General features: G+C 56.1%; 16 protein-coding genes and 1 tRNA gene. 11 read left to right on the top strand and 6 right to left on the bottom strand.

The genetic code is table 11. The features are described 5' to 3' along the window. Positions 1–58: 58 nt before the first annotated feature. The 5 genes from I6L58_RS20480 to yejF all read left to right on the top strand — a co-directional run bounded on the left by I6L58_RS20480 (position 59) and on the right by yejF (position 7,214). Positions 59–1,615, top strand: coding sequence for a cyclic di-GMP phosphodiesterase (locus I6L58_RS20480; protein WP_088208077.1), 1,557 nt, complete (start codon positions 59–61; stop codon positions 1,613–1,615). 73 nt (positions 1,616–1,688) lie between these two features. Continuing rightward, positions 1,689–3,494, top strand: coding sequence for an extracellular solute-binding protein (locus tag I6L58_RS20475; protein ID WP_088208076.1), 1,806 nt, complete (start codon positions 1,689–1,691; stop codon positions 3,492–3,494). Positions 3,495–3,503: 9 nt separating this feature from the next. Further along, on the top strand, positions 3,504–4,598 hold the full coding sequence (locus I6L58_RS20470; RefSeq protein ID WP_006176444.1) for a microcin C ABC transporter permease YejB: 1,095 nt from the start codon (positions 3,504–3,506) through the stop codon (positions 4,596–4,598). Further along, the gene (locus I6L58_RS20465; protein ID WP_006176445.1) at positions 4,598–5,623 is read left to right on the top strand and encodes an ABC transporter permease; all 1,026 of its coding nucleotides are present in this window, start codon (positions 4,598–4,600) and stop codon (positions 5,621–5,623) included. Before I6L58_RS20470 ends, I6L58_RS20465 begins: the two co-directional genes overlap by 1 nt. A 1-nt stretch (position 5,624) precedes the next feature. After that, positions 5,625–7,214 (top strand): microcin C ABC transporter ATP-binding protein YejF, encoded by a 1,590-nt coding sequence (gene yejF / locus I6L58_RS20460; protein WP_088208075.1) that lies wholly within the window; start codon positions 5,625–5,627, stop codon positions 7,212–7,214. 3 nt (positions 7,215–7,217) lie between these two features. Here the strand turns inward: yejF and I6L58_RS20455 are convergent, their stop codons facing one another. From I6L58_RS20455 to rsuA, 3 genes are all read right to left on the bottom strand, one after another. After that, positions 7,218–7,562: a YejG family protein gene (locus I6L58_RS20455; RefSeq protein WP_042320285.1), complete on the bottom strand. Its 345-nt coding sequence runs from the start codon at positions 7,560–7,562 to the stop codon at positions 7,218–7,220. Between the two features lie 279 nt (positions 7,563–7,841). Further along, positions 7,842–9,038, bottom strand: a complete 1,197-nt coding sequence (locus I6L58_RS20450; protein ID WP_058609838.1) for a Bcr/CflA family multidrug efflux MFS transporter — start codon at positions 9,036–9,038, stop codon at positions 7,842–7,844. A 15-nt stretch (positions 9,039–9,053) separates the two neighbouring features. Then, a complete protein-coding gene (rsuA, locus tag I6L58_RS20445; RefSeq protein WP_088208074.1) occupies positions 9,054–9,761 on the bottom strand; it encodes a 16S rRNA pseudouridine(516) synthase RsuA in 708 nt (235 codons plus the stop codon). 151 nt (positions 9,762–9,912) lie between these two features. Here rsuA and I6L58_RS20440 point away from each other — a divergent pair, with 151 nt between their 5' ends. Continuing rightward, a complete protein-coding gene (locus I6L58_RS20440; RefSeq protein WP_058609840.1) occupies positions 9,913–11,673 on the top strand; it encodes a DEAD/DEAH box helicase in 1,761 nt (586 codons plus the stop codon). A 125-nt stretch (positions 11,674–11,798) separates the two neighbouring features. Continuing rightward, the gene (gene rplY / locus I6L58_RS20435; protein WP_006176451.1) at positions 11,799–12,083 is read left to right on the top strand and encodes a 50S ribosomal protein L25; all 285 of its coding nucleotides are present in this window, start codon (positions 11,799–11,801) and stop codon (positions 12,081–12,083) included. 51 nt (positions 12,084–12,134) lie between these two features. Here the strand turns inward: rplY and yejK are convergent, their stop codons facing one another. Beyond that, complete coding sequence (gene yejK, locus I6L58_RS20430) at positions 12,135–13,142, bottom strand: nucleoid-associated protein YejK (RefSeq protein WP_006176452.1); 1,008 nt, start codon at positions 13,140–13,142, stop codon at positions 12,135–12,137. A 134-nt stretch (positions 13,143–13,276) separates the two neighbouring features. Here yejK and I6L58_RS20425 point away from each other — a divergent pair, with 134 nt between their 5' ends. The 3 genes from I6L58_RS20425 to I6L58_RS20415 all read left to right on the top strand — a co-directional run bounded on the left by I6L58_RS20425 (position 13,277) and on the right by I6L58_RS20415 (position 15,433). Further along, positions 13,277–13,504: a YejL family protein gene (locus tag I6L58_RS20425; protein ID WP_001135586.1), complete on the top strand. Its 228-nt coding sequence runs from the start codon at positions 13,277–13,279 to the stop codon at positions 13,502–13,504. Between the two features lie 19 nt (positions 13,505–13,523). After that, positions 13,524–15,284 carry an LPS biosynthesis-modulating metalloenzyme YejM gene (gene yejM, locus I6L58_RS20420; RefSeq protein ID WP_006176453.1) on the top strand — a complete coding sequence of 587 codons (1,761 nt, stop codon included), beginning with the start codon at positions 13,524–13,526 and terminating at the stop codon, positions 15,282–15,284. A 72-nt stretch (positions 15,285–15,356) separates the two neighbouring features. Further along, a tRNA-Pro gene (locus tag I6L58_RS20415) sits at positions 15,357–15,433 on the top strand. A 55-nt stretch (positions 15,434–15,488) separates the two neighbouring features. On the opposite strand, the gene I6L58_RS20410 is transcribed toward I6L58_RS20415, so the two are convergent. Next, positions 15,489–15,749, bottom strand: a complete 261-nt coding sequence (locus I6L58_RS20410) for a DUF2534 family protein (protein ID WP_042320288.1) — start codon at positions 15,747–15,749, stop codon at positions 15,489–15,491. A gap of 215 nt (positions 15,750–15,964) precedes the next feature. Here I6L58_RS20410 and eco point away from each other — a divergent pair, with 215 nt between their 5' ends. After that, positions 15,965–16,468: a serine protease inhibitor ecotin gene (gene eco, locus I6L58_RS20405; protein ID WP_006176455.1), complete on the top strand. Its 504-nt coding sequence runs from the start codon at positions 15,965–15,967 to the stop codon at positions 16,466–16,468. 92 nt (positions 16,469–16,560) lie between these two features. Here the strand turns inward: eco and mqo are convergent, their stop codons facing one another. Further along, entirely contained in the window at positions 16,561–18,210 is a 1,650-nt protein-coding gene (mqo, locus tag I6L58_RS20400; RefSeq protein ID WP_088208073.1) for a malate dehydrogenase (quinone), read from the bottom strand. Positions 18,211–18,345 lie beyond the last annotated feature (135 nt).

The raw sequence follows: 18,345 nt of genomic DNA, 5'->3' as shown, positions 1-18,345 counted from the left end.
TTTTTTTTTGCCCGTTACACTGAACACATTCAGCGGCCATTCAGGAAGCACGACGTCTATGTTTACCCGCTACTTTTTCAGCAATCGCAAAATAGCGATCCTCAGTATCCTGACAGGCCTTTTCATCGCCCTGCTTATGGGTTCAATACAGTTTTTCTGGAGCTATCAGAAGCGACAGGCCAAGTTTGATACCTTAATTTCAGACCTGAGCGTGTACATGGAGGGGTATTTCGGCGAGCTGAAAACCGCTATCGATGTGCTCCAGCCGCTCACGCTGAGCAACTGCCATGATGTGAGCGGCGAGCTGACCTCGCGCGCAGCCTTTAGTATCAACGTACGCGCCTTTTTGCTGGTCCGGGACAGCAATGCGTTTTGCTCATCCGCAACCGGGCCTATGCAGGTCCCCATGCAGGAACTCATTCCTGACCTGAATATCACTAAGCAGATCGATATGGCCCTTTTGCCAGGGACGCCCATGCTCCCCAACAAGCCGGCGATCGCCATCTGGCATCGAAATCCGCTGGTGAAAGACGGCGGCGTGTTTACCTCGGTGAACCTCAACCTGGCCCCCTACCTGCTCTACACCTCACGTCAGGACGCATTCACGGGAATTGCCGTCGTCATTGGCGATAAAGCGTTATCCACCATGTCCCCGAACCTGGTCAACGCGCACGACCTGAATCAACATCCGGCCCGCACCGCCACGCTTAAGGCCGTGCCGATCACCATCAAAATGTATGCGCAAGCCTGGACCACGGATGAAATGCTCTTCGCCCTGTTTTTCGGCCTGGTCTGCGGGATTGCGGGAGGCTCCCTTAACTTCTACATCCTGACCATTCGCCAGAACCCGGGTAAAGAGATTTTAACCGCCATCAAGGCAGGTCAGTTCTACGTGGTCTATCAACCGGTGGTGGATGCGAAAGAGCTTAAAATGCGCGGCGTAGAGGTGCTGATGCGCTGGAAGCACCCCACCATGGGCGAAATCCCGCCTGACGCCTTTATCAACTTTGCCGAAGCCCAGAAGCTGATCGTCCCGCTGACGCTGCATCTTTTCGACCTGATTATTCGCGATGCGCCGGTTTTACAAACGCTTTTACCGCCCGGCGCGAAGCTCGGGATCAACATCGCGCCAGGGCACCTGCACGCCGACAGCTTTAAAGACGATATGCGTACCTTTACCAGCCTGCTGCCTCCACATCATTTCCAGACCGTACTGGAGATTACCGAGCGCGATATGATCAACCATCATCAGGCCAATACGCTGTTTGAGTGGCTGCACAACGAAGGATTTGAGATCGCCATCGACGACTTCGGGACCGGGCACAGCGCGCTTATCTACCTTGAGCGTTTCACCATGGACTATATCAAAATCGACCGCGGCTTCGTTAACGCCATTGGGACAGAAACCGTGACCTCCCCCGTGCTTGATGCGGTGCTGACGCTGGCGAGGCGGTTAAATATGTCCACCGTGGCGGAAGGTGTGGAAACCCCCGAGCAGGCGGCCTGGCTGCGGGAGCACGGAGTGAACTTCCTGCAGGGCTACTGGATTAGCCGTCCGATGCCGCTGGAGCAATTCAGCCAGTGGACGCCGGATATGCCGCAACCCCGCGAATAATTTCACAATCGCGTCGGCGTCACTTATTATTCAGCTTATCTCAGCCATTCGATACAAAGAGGGACCGCGGCCGATGGTGATGCGCGTAATACTGATGCTAATGGCATTCCTGTGCCTGCCCGCTCAGGCACAGACAATCAAAGAGAGCAGCGCGTTTGCCGTTATTGGCGAGCCGAAATATGCCGTTAACTTCACCCACTTTGATTACGTCAACCCCGCCGCGCCAAAAGGGGGAAACGTCACCCTTTCCGCCACCGGCACCTTCGATAACTTTAACCGCTACGCGCTGCGCGGCGTGGCGGCTGCGCGCACCGAATCGCTCTACGATACCCTTTTTGTTACCTCCGACGACGAACCGGGCAGCTACTATCCTCTGGTGGCGGACAATGTCCGTTATGCAGATGATTTTGCCTGGGCTGAAGTGTCGATTAACCCCCGCGCGCGTTTTCATGACGGCACGCCGGTAAAAGCCAGCGACATCGCCTTCACGTTCCATAAGTTTATGACCGAGGGCGTGCCGCAGTTTCGCCTGGTGTATAAAGGCACCACCATTAAGGCCATCGCACCGCTTACCGTGCGTATCGAACTGAGCGAGCCGAATAAAGAGAACATGCTGAGCCTGTTCTCCCTGCCGGTGATGCCGGAATCCTTCTGGAAGAACCATAAGCTCAGCAATCCGCTCTCCGTGCCGCCGCTGGCGGGTGGCCCCTACCGCATCACCGCCTGGCGGATGGGTCAGTATCTGGTCTATTCCCGCGTCAAAGACTACTGGGCCGCCGATCTGCCCGTCAACCGCGGGCGCTGGAACTTCGATACCATCCGCTACGATTACTACCTGGACGATAACGTCGCGTTTGAGGCGTTCAAAGCCGGTGCCTTTGATTTACGCCTCGAAAGCAGCGCCAAAAACTGGGCGACCCGCTACATCGGCAAGAACTTCGCTAAAAAGTACATCGTCAAAGACGAACACAAAAATGAGTCTGCCCAGGACACGCGCTGGCTGGCGTTTAATATCCAGCGTCCGGTCTTTGCCGACCGACGGGTCCGCGAGGCGATAACCCTGGCGTTTGATTTTGAATGGATGAACAAAGCGCTCTTTTACGGTGCCTACAGCCGCGCCAACAGTTATTTCCAGAATACGGAATATGCCGCCCGCGATTATCCCAATGCGGACGAGCTGGTCCTGCTGGCCCCGCTGAAAGCTGAACTGCCTCCCGAGATTTTTACCTCCGTCTTTACCCCGCCGGTGTCGGACGGCAATGGCTTCGATCGCGATAACCTCCTGAAGGCCAGCCGGTTGCTGGACGCGGCGGGCTGGCCGCTTAAAAATCAAAAGCGGATCAACGCAAAAACCGGGAAACCGCTGAGCTTTGAGCTGCTGCTCTCCTCGGGTGCTGATAACCAGTGGGTGATGCCGTTTAAACAGAATCTTGAACGCCTGGGCGTGACCCTGAATATTCGTCAGGTGGATAATGCGCAGATCACCAACCGCATGCGCAGCCGTGATTACGATATGATGCAGCGCCTGTGGTCCGCCCAGCCCTGGCCGAGCAGCGACCTGCAGATCGCCTGGGCCTCGAGCTATATTGACTCGAGTTATAACGCGCCAGGGGTGAAAAGCCCGGCCATCGATGCCCTCATCGCCAAAATTATTGCGGCACAGGGCGATAAAGACAAACTGCTGCCCCTGGGCCGGGCGCTTGACCGGGTGTTAACCTGGAACTATTACATGCTGCCGATGTGGTACATGGGTGAAGATCGTACGGCCCGCTGGGATAAATTCTCCCTGCCGTCCGTGCGCCCCATTTATTCACTGGGTTTTGATACCTGGTGGTATGACGTGAATAAGGCCGCGAAGCTCCCTGCCGAGCGGCGCTAAGGAATAACCATGGGTGCTTATCTGATCCGTCGTCTGCTGCTGGTTATTCCAACGCTGTGGGCCATCATCACCATCAACTTTTTTATTGTGCAAATTGCGCCCGGCGGCCCGGTGGATCAAGCGATCGCGGCGGTGGAATTTGGCAACAGCGGCGCGATACCGGGCGGCGGCGGAGAAGGTTTAGGCGCAAGCCATGCCAGAACCGGTGTGGGTAATATCAGCGACAGCCATTACCGGGGCGGGCGCGGGCTGGATCCTGAGGTGATCGCCGAGATCACCCAGCGCTACGGCTTTGATAAGCCGCTGCACGAGCGTTATTTCACCATGCTGTGGAACTATGTGCGTTTTGATTTTGGCGACAGCCTGTTTCGCAGCGCCTCGGTCCTGACCCTGATTAAGCAGAGCCTGCCGGTGTCGGTCACGCTGGGTCTGTGGGGGACGCTGATCATCTACCTGGTGTCGATTCCGCTGGGGATCCGTAAAGCGGTCCACAACGGCAGCCGCTTTGATATCTGGAGCAGCACGTTCATCATTGTGGGCTATGCGATCCCGGCGTTTTTGTTTGCCGTGCTGCTGATTGTCTTTTTCGCGGGCGGCAGTTACTTCGATATCTTTCCGCTTCGCGGGCTGGTGTCAGCCGACTTCAGCACCCTGCCGTGGTATAAAAAAATCACCGACTATTTCTGGCATATCACTTTGCCGGTGCTGGCGACGGTGATTGGCGGCTTTGCGGCGCTGACGATGCTGACCAAAAATGCGTTCCTCGATGAGATCCGCAAACAGTACGTGGTCACCGCGCGCGCCAAGGGCGTCGGTGAAAAGCAGATCATGTGGAAACACGTTTTCCGCAACGCCATGCTGCTGGTGATTGCAGGCTTTCCGGCCACCTTCATCAGCATGTTTTTTACCGGTTCGCTGCTGATAGAGGTGATGTTCTCCCTGAATGGCCTGGGACTGCTGGGCTACGAAGCGACCGTCTCTCGCGATTATCCGGTGATGTTTGGCACACTCTACATCTTCACCCTGATTGGCCTGCTGCTGAATATCATTAGCGATATCAGCTATACGCTGGTCGATCCCCGCATCGACTTTGAGGGCCGCTGATGCCGCACTTAAGCCCCGTTAATCAGGCCCGCTGGGCGCGCTTTCGTCATAACCGCCGCGGCTATTGGTCATTGTGGATCTTCGCCGTGCTGTTCGCGTTAAGCATGTGTTCGGAGCTGATTGCCAACGATAAACCCTTGCTGGTGCACTTTAACGACCGCTGGTACGTGCCCGTGCTGGCTAACTACAGCGAAAGCGATTTTGGCGGGCCCTTTGCCACACCGGCGCAATATCAGGATCCCTGGCTGCGTCAGCATATCGAGCAGCACGGCTGGGCGCTGTGGGCACCGATTCGCTTTGGCGCAAACAGCATCAATTACGCCACCCAGACCCCCTTCCCTTCTCCACCCTCCCGGCAAAACTGGCTGGGCACCGATGCCAACGGCGGTGATGTGCTGGCGCGCATCCTCTATGGCACGCGGATCTCGATCCTCTTTGGGCTGATGCTGACGCTGTTTTCCAGCGTCATGGGCGTCGTGGCGGGCGCCATTCAGGGCTATTACGGGGGCAAGGTCGATCTCTGGGGCCAGCGTATCATTGAGGTCTGGTCCGGCATGCCGACCCTGTTTTTAATCATTCTGCTTTCAAGCGTGGTCCAGCCAAACTTCTGGTGGCTGCTGGGGATCACCGTTCTGTTTGGCTGGATGGCGCTGGTGGGCGTGGTGCGCGCGGAGTTTCTGCGAACCCGCAATTACGACTATATCCGCGCCGCCCAGGTTCTGGGCGTGAGCGACAGCGGGATCATCTTCCGCCATATGTTGCCCAACGCCGTGGTGGCAACCCTCACCTTCCTGCCGTTTATTTTGTGCAGCTCCATTACCACCCTGACCTCACTTGATTTTCTCGGGTTCGGGTTACCGCCCGGCTCCCCGTCGCTCGGCGAACTGCTGCTGCAGGGCAAGAATAATCTTCAGGCGCCGTGGCTGGGCATCACCGCCTTCCTCTCGGTGGCTATATTGCTCTCGCTGCTGATCTTCATTGGCGAAGCCGTGCGCGACGCGTTTGATCCTAACAAGGCGGTATAAGATGACGCAGCCTCTTCTGAGTATTGATCACCTGTCGATTGCGTTTTCCAGGCAGGGCGAAACGCGCAGGGTGGTCACGGATTTGTCTTTGCAGATCCAGCGCGGTGAAACCCTGGCGCTGGTGGGCGAGTCCGGTTCCGGCAAGAGCGTTTCGGCGCTCTCGGTGCTGCGCCTGCTCCCATCCCCGCCGGTCAGTTATCCGCAGGGCGATATTCTGTTTCACGGCAGCTCGCTGCTTCACGCCGATGAGCAGACCCTGCGCGGGATCCGCGGCAATAAAATTGCCATGATTTTTCAGGAACCGATGGTGTCGCTCAACCCGCTGCACACCCTGGAAAAACAGCTGTATGAAGTGCTGTCCCTGCACCGGGGCATGCGTAAAGAGGCGGCGCGAGGAGAGATCCTGGACTGCCTTGAGCGTACCGGCATACGTCACGCGGCCAAACGGCTAAGCGATTATCCCCACCAGCTCTCCGGCGGTGAGCGCCAGCGCGTGATGATCGCCATGGCCCTGCTCACCCGCCCGGAACTGCTGATTGCCGATGAGCCGACAACCGCTCTCGACGTCACGGTGCAGGCGCAGATCCTGCACCTGCTGCGCGAGCTGCGTGACGAGCTGAACATGAGCCTGCTGTTTATCACCCACAACCTGAGCATTGTGAAAAAGCTGGCGGACAGCGTGGCCGTTATGCAAAACGGACGCTGCGTTGAGCAAAACCGCGCCGCCGCCCTGCTCAGTGCTCCACAGCACCCGTATACGCAGCGCCTGCTGGATAGCGAACCGTCAGGCGACCCGGTTCCCCTGAGCGCAGACAGCGTGCCGTTATTGCAGGTGAAGGATCTGGCCGTCTCGTTTCCGGTGCGCAAAGGCATACTGCGGCGCGTCGTTGACCACACAACTGTGCTAAAAAACGTCAGTTTTTCGCTGCGACCGGGGGAATCGCTCGGGCTGGTTGGCGAGTCAGGCTCGGGTAAAAGCACCACCGGTCTGGCGCTGCTGCGCTTAATTGCCTCACGGGGGGATATTATTTTCGACGGTATGCCACTGCACGACTGGAACCGGCGTCAGATGCTTCCCGTGCGTCCGCGTATGCAGGTTGTTTTTCAGGATCCGAACTCGTCGCTCAACCCACGGCTGAGCGTGTTGCAAATCATCGAAGAGGGGCTGCGCGTTCATCGCCCTGAACTGACGACCCGGCAGCGCGAAGACGACGTGATGCGCGTGATGGTGGAGGTAGGCCTGGATCCCGACACGCGGCATCGCTATCCGGCTGAATTTTCCGGCGGACAGCGCCAGCGCATTGCGATAGCCCGCGCGCTTATCTTAAAACCGGAGCTGATCATTCTTGATGAGCCAACGTCTTCACTCGACAGAACGGTGCAGGCGCAGATCCTGGCGCTGCTAAAAGACTTGCAGGAAAAGCACCGCCTTGCCTATATCTTCATCAGTCATGATTTACAGGTGGTGCGGGCGCTGTGCCATCAGGTGATTGTGCTTCGTCAGGGAGAGGTTGTCGAGCAGGGGGAGTGCCAACGCATTTTCGCCGCGCCAACGCAAAACTATACGCGCCAGCTGCTGCAGGCAGACTAGCGCTTAGAAGGGATAGTGACCAGAGAAAGGCTCGGCAATCGCCACGCCAAAGTTTTTCAGACGACAGGTGGCGGCAAATTCGTCCTGACTGTTGACGAACAGGCAGGGCTCGCCTTCGCACTCCAGCACGGAGCTGACCACTTCGATATCCGTCAACGCCTGGCTAAGACGTTCCATTACCGGCCATGCGTTTTCATCGCTTGGGCTTAGCAGCTTAAGCGCAACCAGACAATTCTCGCACTCTTTACCACTTTGCGGAATCGGTTCAACTTTTGAACCTGCAAAACCCGCCGACCAGCGATAGCTCTGGGGCAAGCGATGGACAATGGAGAGTTGTAATGTATTCACGTTCGTTCCCCGGAAGCAAAATTTACTTCACAATTTATTTACATTTATAGTAACACATCATCGCTAACCTGCACTGTTCAGCGCTTTTTATAGGAGTGGCAGCCTCGCGTCGGGGCTATATGTACCCGTTTCTGCGATCTAACTCAACCTTTTTAAATACAATGATGTGACTTTTTACACAAATAGATTTTACATAAAAGAAACAAACAGAGGGTAAACGAACGGGGGTTTGGTTGACATGTGTCAAAAAAAAGGCCCGAGTTGGGCCTTATTTGTGCGCTAGTTCGCGACTTTTCGCGACCGGCTGGCGTACAGGTAAAAAAGAACCGAGCTTGTAGCGCAGAAAGCGATCGCCCAGAGCATCGGCCAGGCCGTGTTAAAGGTCGCCAGCGAAAGCAGGGCCCCCACAATCGCGCCGATGCCGAAGCGGAAGGTCCCCGCCAGCGACGATGCCGTCCCCGCCATATGGGGAAACTCGTCGAGGATCACCGCCATCGCATTGGAGGAGATCATCGACACACAGCCGACAAACGCCGCAACCCCTATCACCAGCGCCCAGAAACCGACGCCAAAGAAGGCACTCACCACCAGCCATATCGCCATCACAAACTGGATCCACAGCCCGGCGCGGAACATATTCAACGCCCCAACGCGCCGTACGAAGCGGCTGTTAATGATAGTCATCACAAACAGGAACACGATGTTCAGCGCGAAGTAATAGCCAAAGTGCTGCGGGGAGACGTGGTTCAGCTCAATGTAGACAAACGGCCCGGCGCTCAGGAACGAGAACATCCCGGCGAAGCTGAAGCCGCTTGCCAGCATGTAGCTGAGCACGCGCTTGTGGCGGAACAGCGAAGCGAAGTTCCCGAGCGTGGTACGGATGTGGAACTTCTGCCGACGCTCAACGGGCAGCGTTTCATCAATAAAGAAGAAAATCATCGCCGACGCCAGCAGCGCGGCAATGGCCAGGATCCAGAAAATCGCATGCCAGCTGAACCACACCAGCACCGCGCCGCCCACCATCGGCGCAACCAGCGGCGCAATGGTGGTCACCAGCATGACAAACGACATCATGCGGGAGAACTCTTCTTTCGGGTAGATATCACGCATCAGGGCGTTAATCACCACGCTTGCCGCAGCCGCCGCCAGGCCGTGGAAAAAGCGCATGACGATAAGGTGATCGATTGTCTGCGCCAGGGCACAGGCCACCGCTGCACCAGCAAAGATTAACGTCCCGCCAAGGATAACCGGTTTACGCCCGAGGCTGTCTGCCAGCGGTCCGTACAGCAGCTGACCGATGGCAAAACCGAGAATATAGGTACTGAGCGTCATCTGGGCGCTGCCCGCCGGTACGCCAAACTGCTCGGAAATCACCGGCAGCGCGGGCAGATACATATCGATAGACAGCGGCATCAGCATGGCCAGCAGGCCAAGAATGAAGACGATTTTGAAAGACGAGTGTGGCCTGGTGGTCACAGAGTTCTCCTGAAATTAACGCGAAGGTGTGCCTACGCTGGCGATCTCTTCTTCCGTCAGCGGGCGGTATTCGCCTGGCGCAAGTTCCGGATCGAGTTCAATGGCGCCAATGCGCTCGCGATGCAGACCCACCACCCGGTTGCCCACGGCGGCAAACATCCGTTTCACCTGGTGGTAACGCCCTTCGCTGATGGTCAGACGGACTTCCGTTGGGGTGATAACCTCCAGCACTGCCGGTCTGGTGAGATCTTTTTCATTGTGCAACTGAACGCCTTTCGCAAAGTGTTCTGCCGTATCGTCCGCCACCGGCGACTCCAGTGTCACCAGGTAGGTTTTCTCGCAGTGGTGACGCGGAGAAGTAATGCGGTGCGACCACTGGCCGTCATCGGTCATCAGTACCAGACCGGTGGTGTCGATATCCAGACGACCGGCGGCGTGCAGCTTGTGCGCGACCGGCTCATCCAGGAAATAGAGCACCGTCGGGTGATCGGGATCGTCCGTTGAGCAGACGTAGCCTTCCGGCTTGTGAAGCATGAAGTAACGCGGGCCGTTCTGCTGGGTAAGCGTGTTACCGTCATACTCTACCTGATGTTCAGGCTGGAGTTTGAACGCCGAGTCTTTCACAATGTCGCCATCCACGGTAACGCGGCTGGCGCGGATCTCGCGCCCTGCAATAGCGCGGCTTACGCCGAGTTGCTGAGCGATAAACTTATCAAGTCGCATGAAATCTTTTTAGCCTTAATGGTGCTGGAAGTCGGACAACGCGTCCGAAAAAGAAGCAGTCAAGAACGGTTCAGTATAATGGTCTGGTTGCGCCACTCAAGGGAAAAAGTTTCGTGGCATACTATATGCGAAATAACTAAACCGAGACCTCATGACTTTCACACTCCGCCCCTATCAGCAGGAAGCCGTTGACGCCACCCTGGCCTGGTTTCGAAAACACACAACGCCCGCGGCCATTGTGCTCCCCACCGGCGCGGGCAAAAGCCTGGTGATTGCCGAGCTGGCACGTCTGGCGCGCGGGCGCGTGCTGGTGCTGGCGCACGTCAAAGAACTGGTGGCGCAGAACCACGCCAAATATTGTGCGCTCGGGCTGGACGCCGACATCTTCGCCGCCGGGCTGAAACGCAAAGAGAGCCACGGTAAAGTGGTGTTTGGTAGCGTGCAGTCGGTTGCCCGTAACCTGGAGCAGTTTCGCAGCGAGTTTTCACTGCTGATCGTCGACGAGTGCCACCGCATCAGCGATGACGACGACAGCCAGTATCAGCAGATCCTGACGCATCTGAAAACGGTAAACCCGCAGATTCGCCTGCTCGGGCTGACCGCGACCCCCTTTCGCCTGGGCAAAGGCTGGATCTACCGTTTCCACTATCACGGCATGGTGCGCGGGGACGAAAAAGCGCTTTTCAGCGACTGCATCTACGAGCTTCCGCTGCGGTACATGATTAAGCATGGCTATCTGACGCCGCCCGAGCGGCTGGATATGCCCGTGGTGCAGTACGACTTCAGCCGACTCCAGGCGCAGAGCAACGGATTGTTCAGCGAAGCGGACCTCAATCATGAGCTGAAAAAGCAGCAGCGGATCACGCCGCATATCATCAGCCAGATTGAAGAGTTCGCCCGGACACGCAAAGGGGTAATGATTTTCGCCGCCACCGTCGAGCACGCGAAAGAGATCACCGGCCTGCTGCCCGCTGACGATGCCGCGCTTATCACCGGCGATACCCCCGGCCCGGAGCGTGACGCGCTGATTGAGGCTTTCAAGGCGCAGCAGTTCCGCTATCTGGTCAACGTATCCGTGCTGACCACCGGCTTTGATGCCCCGCACGTCGACCTGATCGCCATTCTGCGCCCGACCGAATCGGTCAGCCTGTATCAGCAGATCGTCGGGCGCGGGCTGCGCCTGGCGCCGGGGAAAACCGACTGCCTGATCCTGGACTACGCCGGGAACCCACACGATCTTTACGCGCCGGAAGTGGGCGCGCCGAAAGGCAAAAGTGACAACGTGCCGGTTCAGGTCTTTTGTCCCGCCTGCGGATTCGCTAACACCTTCTGGGGCAAAACCACCGCTGACGGCACGCTGATTGAACATTTTGGCCGGCGCTGCCAGGGCTGGTTTGAAGATGACGACGGCCATCGCGAACAGTGCGATTTCCGCTTCCGCTTTAAAAACTGCCCGCAGTGCAACGCGGAGAACGATATTGCCGCCCGTCGCTGCCGGGAATGCGACACCGTGCTGGTCGACCCGGACGACATGCTCAAAGCCGCGCTGAAGCTGAAAGACGCGCTGGTGCTTCGCTGTTCCGGCATGGCGCTGCAGCCGGGGGCGGACGAAAAAGGCGAATGGTTAAAAATTACCTATTACGATGAGGACGGCGCAGACGTCAGCGAGCGGTTCAGGTTACACACGCCTGCCCAGCGAATGGCGTTTGAGCAGCTGTTTATCCGCCCGCATACCCGCACGCCGGGGGTGCCCCTGCGCTGGATAACGGTTGCCGATATCGTGCATCAGCAGGCGTTACTGCGCCATCCCGATTTCGTGGTTGCCCGTCAAAAAGGCCAGTACTGGCAGGTGCGTGAAAAGATCTTTGACTACGAAGGCCGCTTTCGCCGGGCAAATGAATTACGCGGCTGACGGGACTTTTCGTTGATGTGCGGGGCGTTTGAGTATAAAATGCCGCCCGCTTCACATCCGTGAGGCAGAACACTCACCTGCTGCTGGGTCGCCTGTAGTAGGGTTTTAAATACAGAGAGAAATCTATGTTCACTATCGAAGCAGAAGTACGTAACGTGCAGGGTAAGGGTGCGAGCCGCCGCCTGCGTAACGCTAACAAGTTCCCGGCTATCGTTTACGGTGGCGAAGCTGCTCCAGTTGCAATCGAACTGGATCACGACAAAGTATGGAACATGCAGACTAAAGCTGAATTCTACAGCGAAGTTCTGACCATCGTTGTTGGCGGTAAAGAAGAAAAAGTGAAAGTTCAGGCTGTTCAGCGTCACCCGTTCAAGCCAAAACTGTCTCACATCGACTTCGTTCGCGCGTAATCGCAAACTCGTCGAGAAAAACCCCGCTTCTGCGGGGTTTTTTTATGGCCGTTATTTACCGCCCGAGGTGCGGCGCTGCAGCTGATCGCGCAGGTTCGGCGGTGTGCCTTTGATGGTCAGCGTATCGGTCGCCGGATCCCAGAAGATACGTTCCCCCAGCAGCATGGCATCAAAGTTGATGGTTAAGCCGCCACCGCTGCCGGCAAATTTCGTCAGCTGACGCAGCGTGCTGCGATCCGCCGGGAAGCTCTCTTCAAGCTCATAGCCTTTTTCGGCGGTAAACTCTTGGAAGCTCACTTCGCTGACGCCCGCCAGCTCTTTAGAGAGAGACTCCAGTTCAATCTCCTCACCCGCCTGCAGCTGTTCGTTACAGTAGCTGTAAACCTGCTGACGCACGTTCTGGCGCTCGGATTTATCGAGCTGCGCTTCTGAGGTGAAGTCATCCACCGCCTGCAGCAGACCTTTGTTCTGCGCTTTCGCGTTCAGCCCTTCGCTCGCGCCGAGGAAGTCCATGAAGAAATCGGCCACCTTGCGGCCCACGCGGCCTTTCAGGAAGGTCAGATAACGGGTGGATTCCGGGTTGGTTTCCCATTCGGTCAAATCGATACGCGCGACGATATCCGCATGATTGATATCGAGATAGTGCGTGGAGCTGATGTCCAGCTGCTCGTTGACGCGCATGCTGCTTAAGTTGTTCAGCACCGTGACCAGTAAATACTCCACCGCCAGGTAACGGTAGTGGCAGAACAGCACGATACCGCCGTCGGCAAACGGGTATTTCGCCAGTTCATCACGCAAACGACCGGTTGCCGCGCGGCTGAACGCCAGGAAATCTTCTTCGCCCTGACGCTGCAGGCGCAGGCTATCAGCCAGTTCGCTCTCTTCGCTGAACAGGCCATAGGCTTTATTTTTTGCGCTGTAGACGCGGTGTAACTCCGCCATCATCTCTACAACGGTAGGCGTTGGTTCAAGTAACGAATCGCGCAGCACCACCTCAAGGGTTTGCTCATCACGCTTGATAAGCTGGTGCAAGGCAATCTGGTTGATTTCCAGACTCATGATAAACTCTCCTTTTAGACCGGGCGGTATTCAACCACCACCAACGCATGTGTGCAACAGAAGATAAAAAAGGGGAAAAAAAGCTGTTGCTACGGTAATATGTTGCCCTCTTATCAACAGACTGATTTTGATTTATGCCACAACATTCCCGCTACAGTGATGAACACGTTGAACAATTGCTCAGTGAGCTGGTCAACGTACTGGAAAAACACAAAACGCCGACCGATCTCTCCCTGATGGTACTGGGAAATATGGTCACCAACCTTATCAATACCAGCGTTGCTCCGGCTCAGCGTCAGGCGATCGCCAAATCTTTCGCCCAGGCACTGCAGTCATCTGTTAGCGACGACCAGGCCCACTAAGGGAAACGAACAACAGTTTATGGTGACGAATCGTCAGCGCTACCGTGAAAAAGTCTCCCAGATGGTTAGCTGGGGGCACTGGTTTGCCCTGTTCAACATCCTGTTGGCGATGGTGATTGGCTGTCGTTATCTGTTTGTCGCGGACTGGCCCACCACCTTAACCGGGCGTGTCTACTCCTGGATAAGCGTTGTCGGTCACTTTAGCTTTTTGGTGTTCGCTACCTATCTGCTGATCCTGTTTCCCCTGACGTTTGTCGTCATGTCGCAGCGTCTGATGCGCTTCCTGTCCGCGATCCTCGCGACAGCGGGCATGACGCTGTTGCTTATTGACAGTGAAGTCTTTACCCGTTTCCACCTGCATCTCAACCCCATCGTCTGGGAGCTGGTCATTAACCCTGACCAAAACGAGACCGCACGTGACTGGCAACTGATGTTTATCAGCGTGCCCATTATTCTCCTGATTGAGATGCTCTTCGCCACCTGGAGTTGGCAAAAACTCCGCAGCCTGACGCGACGTCGCCATTATGCGAAGCCGGTCGCGGCGCTGTTTTTCATCTCTTTTATCAGCTCGCACATCATGTATATCTGGGCGGATGCAAACTTCTATCGCCCGATTACCATGCAGCGCGCCAACCTGCCGCTCTCCTACCCGATGACCGCGCGTCGCTTCCTTGAGAAGCACGGCCTGCTGGATGCTCAGGAGTATCAACGTCGTCTGGTTGAGCAAGGTAATCCGGAAGCGGTCAGCGTGCAGTATCCGCTGAGCGATCTGCGCTACCGCGATATGGGTCGCGGCCAGAACGTCCTGCTGATCACCGTGGACGGTCTGAACTATTCCCGTTACGAGAAACAGATGCCGGCGCTGGCCGACTTCGCCGGACAGAACATCACCTTTACGCAGCATATGAGCTCTGGTAACACCACCGACACGGGGATCTTCGGCCTGTTTTACGGCATTTCCCCAGGCTATATGGATGGTGTGCTGGCCGCACGTATTCCGGCGGCGCTGATCACCGGGCTGAATCAGCAGGGATATCAGTTAGGGTTATTTGCCTCAGACGGCTTTAACAGCGCGCTGTATCGCCAGGCGTTGCTGTCTGATTTCTCCCTGCCTGCGCCGCGTAGTCAGTCCGACGAGCAGACCGCCAACCAGTGGGTTAACTGGCTGCAGCGCTATGCTCAGGAAGATAACCGCTGGTTCTCGTGGGTTGCCTTTAACGGCACCACGCTTGATGACAGCAATCAAAAAGGCTTTGCTCGCCGCTACAGCCGTGCTGCGGGTGATGTCGATGCGCAAATTGCGCGCGTGCTGAAGGCACTTCGCGACTCTGGCAAGCTCGACAATACGGTGGTAATTATTACTGCGGGTCACGGCGTGCCGCTGGGCGATGAGACTAAAAATATGGACTGGTCTCGTCCTAACCTGCACGTCCCGCTGGTCATTCACTGGCCGGGCACCCCTGCTCAGCGCGTCACGATGCTGACCGATCATAAAGACGTCATGACCACGCTTATGCAGCGTCTGCTGCACGTCAGTACGCCAGCAAATGAATATTCGCAGGGGCAGGATCTCTTCAGCGCCACGCGCCGACATGACTGGGTCACGGCAGCTGGCGGCAACACCCTGGCGGTGACAACGCCGGCGCTGACGCTGGTGCTGAACAGCAACGGCAGCTACCAGACGTATAATCTTCAGGGTGAGAAGCTCAAGGATCAGAAGCCGCAGCTCAGCCTGCTGCTGCAGGTGCTGACGGACGAGAAACGCTTCATCGCTAACTGATTAATTATAAACCAGTTAGCGTGGTCTCCCCTTGCATTCAAAAAGGATTCGAGTAGTATTCCTTTTATGCGTCGGCACGTAGCGCAGCCTGGTAGCGCACCGTCATGGGGTGTCGGGGGTCGGAGGTTCAAATCCTCTCGTGCCGACCAATCAAATACAAAAAACCCGCCTTATGGCGGGTTTTTTTATGGCTGACGCTCAGGCTTAGTGCTTGTCGCGCTCCCCGAGGAAGAAGATCCCCAGCGGAATGGCGAGCAGAACGGTGAAGACCAGACTGTAGACAAAGATCATCGCCGACTGCAGCACATACATGCTGGTGGTCCAGGCGGAGAGCGGAATATTGTACTGCTCAATCACGCCCACAATGGTTGCCCGGCCAACGCACGCAGCGGCAATCAAAAACACAACCAGTAATGCCAGTAAAAACTTGCGGCCTTCAGCTGTTTTCAGTTTTGCACGAACCATCTTTCTCTTCCCTTTACAGATGAATAACATTTTTAACGCTTAAAATAACACGATCTCCCCCTCGACTCCACACCAGCACGAAAGACCAGTGATAGCGCCATCAGGCAGTGTATTCATCCATACATAATGAAAATGTAAGTAAATCACTCCAATCATTCATTTGAATTATGCTAATCTGGCAGCGAACGTTTTGACATAGACATAAAGGGATAACTGTGAAAAACGCACCTAAATTTGCCATCGCCCTGCTGGCTGCAGCCTGCGTCAGCACCAGCGCATTCGCCACCGACACCAAAAACGATCAGCCTCTGGAAAAAGTAGCTCCTTATCCGCAAGCGGAAAAAGGGATGAAGCGTCAGGTTATTCAGGTTCCGGCCCAGGAAAATGAAGCCAACTTCAAAGTTGAGTTGCTGATTGGTCAGACGCTGGAAGTGGACTGTAACCACCACCGTCTGGGCGGCAAGCTGGAGAGCAAAACCCTGGAAGGCTGGGGCTACGACTACTACGTCTTTGATAAAGTGACTTCTCCGGTCTCCACTATGATGGCCTGCCCGGACGGCAAAAAAGAGAAGAAATTTGTGACCGCGTATCTGGGTGACAACAGTCTGCTGCGCTACAACAGCAAGCTGCCTATCGTGGTATACACGCCTGAAAATGTGGATGTGAAGTATCGCATCTGGAAGGCGGATGAGAACGTTGGGCAAGCGGTAATTCGTTGAAAAAAGTCGGGTGACGGCTTCGCCTTACCCGACTAACAACACAGCACCGAACGTAAGCCGGGTAAGCGTTAGCGCCACCCGGCTTTTTTATATTACAGTGCGATATCCGCGACCGGTTTATTTTCCGGCTGAGGTTTCAGCTCTGCCTTAGGTGCCGCGTCGGCGGCCTGCGGCTTGATGTACTGCAACTGCAGCACGCGGCTGGTGTATTCCAGCTCTTGTTCCGTCGCCTCAACGTTACCGTTCAGCTTCGTGCCGTAAGATGGAATGATGGTTTTCAGCTTCGCCTGCCATTCCGGGCTGGCGACTTTATCTTTAAACACTTTTTCCATCAGGTGCAGCATGATCGGTGCCGCGGTAGACGCGCCCGGTGATGCACCCAGCAGGGCAGCGATCGTCCCGTCTTTATCGCTCACCACTTCGGTACCCAGACGCAGTACCCCGCCCTCTTTAGGATCGCGTTTGATGATCTGCACGCGCTGGCCCGCCTGCCACAGACGCCAGTCCTCTTTCTTCGCCTGCGGATAGTACTCTTTCAGCGCCTCGAAGCGTTCGTCGTCAGAGAGCATCACCTGGCTAATCAGGTATTTCACCAGGTCGAAGTTATCCAGACCGACGTCGATCATAGGCTTCACGTTAGAGGTGGTGGTCGCGCTCAGCAGATCCCACAGCGAACCATTTTTCAGGAACTTGGTCGAGAAGGTTGCGAACGGCCCGAACAGCACCACGCGCTTGCCGTCAAGCATACGGGTATCGATGTGCGGAACGGACATCGGCGGCGCGCCGACAGAGGCCTGGCCGTACACTTTCGCCAGGTGACGGTTTACCACTTCAGGGTTTTCAGATACCAGGAACTGGCCGCCTACCGGGAAGCCCGCATAGCCATCCGCTTCAGGAATACCGGTCTCCTGCAGCAGCTTCAGCGCTGCCCCGCCTGCACCAATAAAGACGAACTTCGCTTTAATGACGTGCTCGGCTTCGTTGTTTTTCAGATCGGCAACGGTCACGCTCCAGCTGTTATCCGCGTTGCGCTTGAAGCCGCGTACTTCGGTGTTAAGCTGCAGCGTGAAATTGTTTTTCTTCTGCAGGGAGCCAACCAGCTGACGGGTGATCTCACCGTAGTTCACGTCGGTACCAATTTCGGTACGGGTCGCCGCGACTTTCTGGTTCGGGTCACGACCTTCCATTACCAGCGGTGCCCACTCTTTGATCTGGGCGTGATCTTCAGAGTATTTCATGCCGCGGAACAGGGTGCTCTGCTGCAGGGCAGCGTAGCGCGCGCGCAGGAAGTTCACGTTCTGGTCGCCCCACACGAAGCTCATGTGCGGAACGGTGTTGATAAAGGAGTGCGGATTTTGCAGCACGCCGCTGTTAACCTGGTGAGACCAGAACTGACGAGAGATCTGGAACGCTTCGTTGATCTCTACCGCCTTCTCGATACTAATGGAACCGTCCTTTTTCTGCGGCGTGTAGTTCAGTTCCATGAGTGCCGAATGCCCGGTACCGGCGTTGTTCCAGCCGTTAGAGCTCTCCTTCGCCACGCCATCAAGGCGCTCGACCATGGTCATCGACCAGTCCGGCTGGAGTTCGTGCAGATAGGTGCCCAGCGTAGCGCTCATAATGCCGCCACCAATTAAAAGGACGTCCGTTTCCTGCTCTTCAGGCGTGTCGGCTTTCGCCGCCAGGGAGACGGTATTCAGCCCCACAGCCAGAGAAAAGAGCATGGCAGTCATTTTTTTCATAATTTATGCCTTCGTTGAATAGTACGTGATGCGTGGAAAATTGCAGGTGAAACAGCTGCGCGGGAACGGTAGCAACTTTTAAATATTGTTTAAAGGTTACGAAATTATTGTAATTGTGAAATTTAATGATGGATT

Origin of the sequence: Enterobacter cancerogenus (assembly GCF_019047785.1) — a bacterium.
In the GTDB taxonomy this organism is placed as follows: Bacteria; Pseudomonadota; Gammaproteobacteria; order Enterobacterales; family Enterobacteriaceae; genus Enterobacter; species Enterobacter cancerogenus.
Note: the sequence above shows the minus strand (reverse complement) of the source record. Positions and strands in the feature narration are given on the sequence as shown.